Below are 8,403 nucleotides of genomic sequence, written 5' to 3' on the forward strand. Positions count from 1 at the left end.
ACAATGTCAAAATAATCTAAAAGACCTGCTGGAAAGAATAAGGATAATATGGACTTGTGCATAAGAGAAAAATATATTCAATTTTATGCAAGTAAAGATATGATGAATTTAAAGCAGACCCAACTTTTGTCACTGACCCCTAAAATATCGCTAGGCTCATATCCGCCTACGGCGGACAAGCTCGAGTCTGATCCCCGCTACTTAGAGAAGCTCTTAACGAAAGTTAGGAGCTTTTTTTATGCCCTGAATTCTACAAATAAATTTCAATTAAAATATCGCTAGGCTCATATCCGCCTTAAGCGGTTAAGTTCCGGTTTAACTCCTAAAGCTTGGAAATCCTTTTTGGATACATTTATTTTTTCCTTTAACTTGAGCAAAGCGAGTTACTGACAACAAGTAGTTGTTTAAATATTCATCATAAATATTATCCCCATGAAAAAATTTATTCTACTTCTTTTTTTACTGATTCCTTTTTTAGGAAAGTCTCAGGACATTGAGCAGTTTCTTTTAGCCGGAACCGAAGATGCTTCAAAGCTGACCGAAAACTATGTAAATCCAGTAGCCAAAGGTTTTATGTATGGACTGAATAGCGGCTGGTACACAACTGCCAGAACGCATAAGAAGTTTGGTTTCGACATTACCTTCGTTGCAAATCTTGCCCAAGTTCCAAGTAAAGACGAAGCCTTTAGTTTTGTAGCTTCTGATTACAATAATATCAGCCTAGCAAGTGGTAGTCCCAAAATCCAGACTTTTATGGGAGGGGAGAATAATACGACTCTAAATGCAAAAATTGCAACAGATGGTGGCGATTTTAAGTTGACCGATTTCACTATGCCCGATGGTATTGGCGATGATTTACCAATGAATGCTGTTCCTTCTGTAACGCTTCAGGTAGGCATCGGAATTCCAGTAATCGACGCAGATCTAAAAATAAGATACCTACCTAAGATTGCCACTTCAGATCTGGAAACTGGCATGTTTGGTATAGGTATTCAGAAAAGCTTTTCAAAACTGTTGAAAATTGACAAAACGCCTTTTGATGTTTCTGCCTTAGTTGCTTATACTAGACTAACAGCAGAATATGATATTGAAGCAGAGTCAGGTTTGGATGGCTCAGGACAATTGATGGAATTCTCTACAAATGCTTATACCATTCAAGCTATTGCATCAGTTAATCTTAAGTTGATTGAATTTTACGGAGCAGTTGGTTTTAATACAGCAAAGATGGATGTAGATATTAAAGGAACTTACGATTTGGAATATACTTTGGAAGGAACAGGAATGACCGTTACCGAGACGATTACAGATCCTGTATCTGTTGAATTTGATGCAAGCGGTGTAAGAGCAACATTAGGAACTCGTTTAAATCTCGGCTTCTTTAAAATCTTTGCCGATTATACCATGCAGGAATACAACACAATAACTGGAGGTATAGCTTTTAGTTTCAGATAAATTCCAATTGAAAACCTAAATAAAGAGAGTGCCTCCCAAAGGTCATTCTCTTTTTTATTCTCCTATTTCTCATCTTAAAACAAGATTGAAAATAGAAAGTCTCAATATTAAATATGGCTAGAGATAAAAAGCAAAAAGCAGCTACGACAATGTCGTAACTGCTTGATACTGGGGGGGGCCACCTGCCCCGAAGTATCGGGGTGAACCGTGGCCTTATACGTTTTTCAATAACCAATCTACCTTTTCACAACTAGAAACTAGGGAGGCAGTGTATTTTTTACTTTTCATCTTTTTTATAAATGCTTCAATTCTTCTTGCTTGATTAATAGATCCACAATTAATAGAACATACAAGTTCCCAATCATTTGTTTTCGCAGTAAATTTTTTATTTCCGTAGTGCCTTTGAAGGTGTAATTCTAACCTTTCCAAAGGCTTCAGTTCTGTAGAACCGTAGTAGAATCGATCTAAGATCTTACTATATAAAATATAACAGTATGCCATAAATAATAATTTATAGATCTAAATATACTGTATTTTGCAGGGAGAATTGTTTGTAAATAAAAAAAAGCAGCTACGACAATGTCGTAACTGCTTGATATTGGGGGTGGGCCCACCTGGGCTTGAACCAGGGACCCCCTGATTATGAGTCAGGTGCTCTAACCAGCTGAGCTATAGGCCCGTCGAAAACAAGACGGTAAAAGTATTTTATTACCTTTGTTTTGCGACTGCAATGTTACATATTTGCATTGAATAATTCAAAAATATTAAGGAAAAAATATGCCTAATTTTTCATCAATCCCAAATATAGTCTTCGATCTAGGTGGAGTCCTACTAAATATTAAGCCTGAAAATTCTGTTAATCAGTTTAAAGCGATAGGTTTAAACGATACAGATCGAATACAACATGAATATCGAGAAAATGGTTTATTCGATCGTTTAGAGAAAGGCGAGTTAAGTCCTGGGGACTTCCGAAACGAGATTCGTCAATATATTGACGCAGAAGTTAGCGACCAACAGATTGATCAAGCTTGGAATGCCATGCTGCTTGATTTCCCTTACGAGAGGCTTCTCTTATTGCAGGAGCTTAAAAAAACACATAAGATTTTCTTACTAAGTAATACCAATAGCATCCACTGGGAATACTATACCAAACTGATAAGAGAAAGCCATGGTGTTGAATTGTCCGATTGTTTTGAGAAAGACTATTATTCTCACAATATGGGTTTACGCAAACCTGACACAAGCATTTATAACGAACTTTTAAGAGCCGAAAACCTGAAAGCCGAAGAAACCCTATTTATCGACGACATGTACTCTAATGTGGAGGCTGCTCGTGCCGTAGGTATGATTGCTCACCATCTCGATCTTGAAAATGGAGAAAGTATTCTGGACTTATTTGCTAAGAATTAGATTGAACTTATTCTTTGATAAATTCTCCGATGGTATTATCGTAATTCACGTAGTATTTACCAGGAATTAAGTCATCGAAACGCACTTCTTTTCCAAAGCCGTTGTAAATAAGATTGCCAAACAAATCAAAGATCTCAAATTGAGTCGGAGCTGAAAAAACCAGCTTCGATGTCACTTTTTTATTCACCAGGGAGACTGGTTTAATTCTTGATTTGTATTGAATCGTATCCGAATAGTTGTCCTTTTCGGTATAATCAACCTGATGAATTCGAAACATATTCTCACCAGAATGAATCGGAACTTTTATCCTATAATCATTAACACCATATGTTCCAACGCCTCTCAATTTCCCTACAGTAAGCCATTTATTCCAACGGTATTGCTGAATACTAAAAGGAAGAGATCCTATCTCATTTGAACACTTCCAATTCAGGAATTGATCTTTATCGATAGAAGCCTTTTTCATTTCGAAAGAACTCACTGCCTGTATAGCCTCCATATTAATGATTGATGGCATTATTGAATCTTTATATCGTATACAAAAGCGTAAATCTTCACCAAGTTTAAAACCCATATGTGCCAAGTCAATTTCGAAGGCACTCGACTCCATCTTTTCAGTATACCCCTTATCGTTGATAGAAATGGATTCAATGGTAAAACGATTCTCATTTTTTGCAAAAGGATTCATAACATAGACATTCGCCCCCGTAAAAACCCCTTTAATATTGAGCTCTTGAGATGAAGCTATACTTGATGTAAATAGAAAAAAAACAACTAATAGTCTGAAGTTCATATTCTTTAGTCCTTTATTTTTACAGTATGGGTACAATTGTCAAAATGCATGTTTAAAATACGCTCTTTAAACTTAAAAAATCAATTGAAGATAAGAAAATTAGATCTATGAATAGCCTATTCAAAATGCTTATTTTACATATTGCTATTTAACATCCACCCAATCACCATTTTCTTTGATGATCTTAATCAATTCGTCGATGGCATCCTCACTCAAAATATTCTTCTTAACCAAATCCTGAGATTTGTATAGTGATACTCTTCCAGCGCCGGCGCCTACATAGCCATAGTCCACATCTCCCATCTCTCCCGGACCATTCACGATGCAACCCATAACACCAATTTTAAGGTGAGATAAATGTGCAAACTTCTTCTTGACTTCACTAACCACATCCTGAAGCTTAAATAAGGTACGACCGCATCCCGGGCACGAGATAAACTCTGTTTTAGATGTGCGAACACGAGACGCCTGCAAAATGCCGAAAGCAGCAGCATTCACATCCTCTTTACTTATGCTTCCAGCGTTATTCAAACAAATACCGTTCCCTAATCCATCAATAAATAAGGATCCTAGATCACAAGCAGATTTCAGCTGTAGATCTTCCAACTCATTTTCGTTGAATAATCGATGGAAAACCACTGGTGTCTTACAATTGAACTGAATCAGCTTGAAAACAAAAGCACGTTGCTCTGCAAAAGCATTTTGATGCTTCGATTGGCAAATGACCACGGCTTTAGGATTGCCCTTTAGTCTATTAATAAATTCTCCGCTTAGGTCCGAGTAATCACAAGCGATAAAATGAATGTCAGTAGCAAATGAGCTTAAATTATCGTGCATGAACACCTCGGGAGTAAACAAAGGCAAAACCTTATCTGAATACTGGAAAGCATCTTCCCAGTATACTGAATCGACAATCAATCCCAGCTCTTTAGGAAAATCTATAATTGAAGGATCAAAGCCATTTGTATATATATAATCAGCTGCCAAATCACCTTTCTCCCACTCCAAACTTTCCGGATTCACCTTATAGCCTACCTGTTCCGGGAAATCGCTACTAAAATGCCTTTCTAAGCTGAAGTCTGAAAGAACAATAGCTTGTTTTCGGCCTCCAATATTAGCCACTTCCTGAGTTGATCGTTTATAAAAATCGCAAAGGTTGATACCGCTATACACAGGCGATTGAATTGGCGCATGATTCTCCTTCTTGAGAATATAATCCACCATTTTCTGGCCAACTGGCGATTCAATCTCAGGGTCTTCAGTCAGTGAAATCCGGATGGTATCACCTAAGCCATCATTCAAAAGAGCACCTGTCCCAACAGCCGATTTAATTCTCCCATCCTCACCTTCGCCAGCCTCAGTTACGCCCAAGTGCAAAGGAAAATAGAGTTCTTCCTTATTCATTTCAATCACCAGCAAACGTACGGTTTTCACCATCATCACTGTGTTGCTCGATTTAATGGAAATCGCAACATCATTAAACCTCTCCTCTTTACAAATACGAAGAAACTCAAGAGTCGCCTCAACCATCCCGCGCGGTGTATCACCATAACGGCTCATAATTCGATCGGACAATGATCCGTGATTGGTTCCAATGCGAATAGCCGTCTGGTGCTCTTTACAAATATTAATCAGAGGAATAAACTTGGTGTTAATCTTCTTTAAACCTTCCTGATACATTTCTTCAGAGTATTCCGAACCCTTCAAATCAGCTTTTTTGTCAACAAAGTTACCCGGGTTTACACGAATCTTATCCACATACTGTGCTGCTATAGTTGCCGCCTCAGGGTTAAAATGAATATCGGCAACCAAGGGCGTTTCATAGCCTTTCTCCAACAAACTTGCTTTGATATATTTAAGATTCTCAGCTTCTTTTGTTCCCTGTGTAGTCAATCTCACATACTCCGCTCCCGACTCTATCATTCTAATGGCTTGCTCAACACTTGCCTGCACATCATTGGTATCGGTATTGGTCATCGACTGCACACGGATAGGATATTGAGACCCCAGCGGCGTTTTTCCAATTTTGGTTTCGGAAGATAAACGTCGCGAATAGTTAAATAGATCTTTACAGAATGTATTGAGTTTCGAAATTGTCATGAACTTTATATTATAAACAGCTCTTTCTGATATCCCAGGCGATAAAATCTATCTAAATGGGTATAAAGCTGTAGGCTATTTGATATTGATAAATCTTAGTCTGATTCTATTTGATGTACAAATGTAAGCTATAAATTCTTAAATTTGAATTTCGAATGCCTTACAGGGCTTGTTCATAATAAAAAAATAACAAAGCACCCCTCTGTCCTTCAGACATCTCCCCTAAAAAGGGAGAAATAGTAACTATATTAGAATAATCTTTCCCTCTTAGGGAACCGAAACGAAGTGGAGATCGTGAATACTTTTATAATCATCTATGAACAAAGTGTCGACAGACGAAAGGGTGTGTTTAAATAGAGAATAAGAAAGCGTATTTAAAATATGCCCTCTTGAGTGAAATTTGCGAGAAATAAGGAGATAAAAATCATGTCAATACAAGTTAAAGAAGTCAGTAAATTTTATGGCAAACAGAAAGCTTTAGATGCTTTAAGTTTTGAAATTTCAGATACTGAGGTCGTTGGCTTCCTTGGACCCAATGGAGCTGGTAAATCGACCATGATGAAGATTATTACGGGCTTTCTGCCTCAAAGCTCTGGCGATGTTTTTGTAAATGGCTTGAATGTGATGGAGCATTCTTTGGAAATTCGAAAGCAAATTGGTTATCTGCCTGAGCACAATCCCCTTTACCTGGACCTGTATGTGAAAGAATATCTGGAATATGTGGCAGGCATCTACAAGGTGGGTAAAAATAAGAAGAAAAGGGTTGACGAAATGATTGAGCTTACAGGCTTAGGCTTGGAGCAAAAGAAAAAAATAGGCGCCCTATCAAAAGGTTACCGACAAAGAGTTGGACTTGCACAGGCTCTCATTCACGATCCTAAAGTCTTGATTCTGGATGAACCTACTACGGGACTCGATCCCAACCAGCTGATTGAGATACGTCAGCTGATTAAGAATATCGGGAAAGAAAAAACCGTGATGTTTTCCACTCATATCATGCAGGAAGTTGAAGCTATATGTGAGCGTGTGCTGATAATAAACAAAGGTCAATTAGTTGCCGATCAGGCTTCGAATAATATTCACAGCATTAAAGAATCACATGTTCTGGACTTGCAGTTTACGACAGATATTCCCAAGCACTTATTGCTAAATATCACTGGCGTTGAGCGAGTAGCCCAAGGTCCCGATCATTGCTATTATATATCGGCAAAGTCCGATATACGCGCACAAGTGTTTCAAATGGCGGTTGACAATCAACTCATTATTCTTGAAATGAAATCTCAAGAAAGAAGTCTGGAGGCTCTCTTTCAGGAACTTACAAAGCAATAAAGAGCTTTAAGTCCTAAATGCATAATCAACCTTGTTTGTTTCCGAAACTTTGCTTTCCTTTGCATCGAATTAAGTGGAAAGATTTGGCTGATTGCGACCACAGAAAAAAATGCTAAATGGTAATACTTACCCTATTACATTTTCTGTACATAGTACAACCAATGCTTTCCCGTATATTTTATTTATGAAAAGTACTTAATAAACGACTTAAGTGCCTAAAGTGAATCCGTATATCGAACACTTTAAGTATTTTAAACTTAAGACACTCTAAAGTACTCTAAACATTAAAATTTTATGGGATATTTATTTACTTCTGAATCTGTTTCAGAGGGACATCCTGATAAAGTTGCTGATCAAATTTCAGATGCTTTATTGGACAAATTTTTAGCTTTCGATCCAAACTCGAAAGTAGCTTGCGAAACTATGGTAACAACAGGACAAGTTATCTTAGCAGGCGAAGTAAAAACAAAAACTTATATCGATGCTCAGGAAGTTGCTCGTAGTGTGATAAACCGAATTGGTTACACCAAAAGCGAGTACAAGTTTGATGGTACATCTTGTGGTGTGCTAACGGCTATTCACGAGCAATCAGACGATATCAACCGTGGTGTAGATCGTGAAGATCCAATGAGCCAGGGAGCAGGTGACCAAGGCATGATGTTTGGTTACGCTTGTAAAGAGACTGACGACTATATGCCTTTATCTCTTGAGCTATCGCACCGTTTGTTGATGGAATTGGCTGAGATTCGTCGTGAGGGGAAAGATATGACCTACTTGCGTCCCGATTCAAAATCACAGGTGACTATTCAGTATGCTGACGATGATACCATCGAAAGAGTACATACCATTGTGGTTTCTACTCAGCACGACGATTTTGGTCCTGATGATGAGAGCATGTTGGCTAAAATTAAGGACGATGTTCGTACCATCTTAATCCCTCGTGTGATTAAAATGTTACCAGCACGTGTTCAGGCTTTCTTCGATGCTGATTTTATTCTACATGTGAACCCAACGGGTAAATTCGTAATTGGTGGTCCTCATGGTGATACAGGTCTTACAGGTCGTAAGATTATTGTTGATACTTACGGTGGAAAAGGTGCTCACGGTGGTGGTGCATTCTCAGGTAAAGATCCTTCTAAAGTAGACCGTTCTGCAGCTTATGCAGCTCGTCATATTGCGAAGAACCTTGTTGCTGCTGGTGTTGCTGACGAAATGTTAGTACAACTTTCGTATGCTATTGGTGTGGCTGAGCCTGTTGGTATCTATGTAGGCACTTATGGCAAGTGTAATGTTGATATGAGCAAAGGTGAAATTGCTGA

7 protein-coding genes and 1 tRNA gene are annotated in these 8,403 nt (G+C 38.2%); 4 read left to right on the forward strand and 4 right to left on the reverse strand.

The annotated features are described in order from the left end of the window. The first annotated feature begins 432 nt into the window (after positions 1 to 432). Positions 433 to 1,452, forward strand: a complete 1,020-nt coding sequence (locus ABY905_RS10910) for a DUF6588 family protein (protein ID WP_372643620.1) — start codon at positions 433 to 435, stop codon at positions 1,450 to 1,452. Positions 1,453 to 1,665: 213 nt separating this feature from the next. On the opposite strand, the gene ABY905_RS10915 is transcribed toward ABY905_RS10910, so the two are convergent. Both ABY905_RS10915 and ABY905_RS10920 read right to left on the reverse strand, forming a co-directional pair. Beyond that, on the reverse strand, positions 1,666 to 1,953 hold the full coding sequence (locus tag ABY905_RS10915) for a GIY-YIG nuclease family protein (protein WP_372643623.1): 288 nt from the start codon (positions 1,951 to 1,953) through the stop codon (positions 1,666 to 1,668). A gap of 104 nt (positions 1,954 to 2,057) precedes the next feature. Continuing rightward, a tRNA-Ile gene (locus ABY905_RS10920) sits at positions 2,058 to 2,131 on the reverse strand. A gap of 98 nt (positions 2,132 to 2,229) precedes the next feature. On the opposite strand from ABY905_RS10920, the gene ABY905_RS10925 reads away from it, so the two are divergent. Then, a complete protein-coding gene (locus ABY905_RS10925) occupies positions 2,230 to 2,862 on the forward strand; it encodes an HAD family hydrolase (RefSeq protein WP_372643625.1) in 633 nt (210 codons plus the stop codon). A 7-nt stretch (positions 2,863 to 2,869) separates the two neighbouring features. Here the strand turns inward: ABY905_RS10925 and ABY905_RS10930 are convergent, their stop codons facing one another. Both ABY905_RS10930 and ispG read right to left on the reverse strand, forming a co-directional pair. Next, on the reverse strand, positions 2,870 to 3,655 hold the full coding sequence (locus tag ABY905_RS10930; protein ID WP_372643628.1) for a hypothetical protein: 786 nt from the start codon (positions 3,653 to 3,655) through the stop codon (positions 2,870 to 2,872). A 144-nt stretch (positions 3,656 to 3,799) separates the two neighbouring features. After that, complete coding sequence (gene ispG / locus ABY905_RS10935) at positions 3,800 to 5,755, reverse strand: (E)-4-hydroxy-3-methylbut-2-enyl-diphosphate synthase (RefSeq protein ID WP_372643630.1); 1,956 nt, start codon at positions 5,753 to 5,755, stop codon at positions 3,800 to 3,802. 426 nt (positions 5,756 to 6,181) lie between these two features. On the opposite strand from ispG, the gene gldA reads away from it, so the two are divergent. Both gldA and metK read left to right on the forward strand, forming a co-directional pair. Beyond that, entirely contained in the window at positions 6,182 to 7,084 is a 903-nt protein-coding gene (gldA, locus tag ABY905_RS10940; protein ID WP_372643632.1) for a gliding motility-associated ABC transporter ATP-binding subunit GldA, read from the forward strand. A gap of 294 nt (positions 7,085 to 7,378) precedes the next feature. Continuing rightward, the coding region (metK, locus tag ABY905_RS10945) for a methionine adenosyltransferase (RefSeq protein WP_372643634.1) at positions 7,379 to 8,403 on the forward strand (1,025 nt) is incomplete at its 3' end.

Origin of the sequence: Ancylomarina sp., assembly GCF_041555295.1 — a bacterium.
Taxonomy (GTDB): Bacteria; Bacteroidota; Bacteroidia; order Bacteroidales; family Marinifilaceae; genus Ancylomarina.

Coding starts and splice junctions, on each gene's coding strand:
- ABY905_RS10930 (WP_372643628.1), bottom strand. CDS start 3,655: ATGAACTTCAGACTATTAGTTGTTTTTTTTCTATTTACATCAAGTATA.
- ABY905_RS10925 (WP_372643625.1), top strand. CDS start 2,230: ATGCCTAATTTTTCATCAATCCCAAATATAGTCTTCGATCTAGGTGGA.
- gldA (WP_372643632.1), top strand. CDS start 6,182: ATGTCAATACAAGTTAAAGAAGTCAGTAAATTTTATGGCAAACAGAAA.
- ispG (WP_372643630.1), bottom strand. CDS start 5,755: ATGACAATTTCGAAACTCAATACATTCTGTAAAGATCTATTTAACTAT.
- ABY905_RS10915 (WP_372643623.1), bottom strand. CDS start 1,953: ATGGCATACTGTTATATTTTATATAGTAAGATCTTAGATCGATTCTAC.
- ABY905_RS10910 (WP_372643620.1), top strand. CDS start 433: ATGAAAAAATTTATTCTACTTCTTTTTTTACTGATTCCTTTTTTAGGA.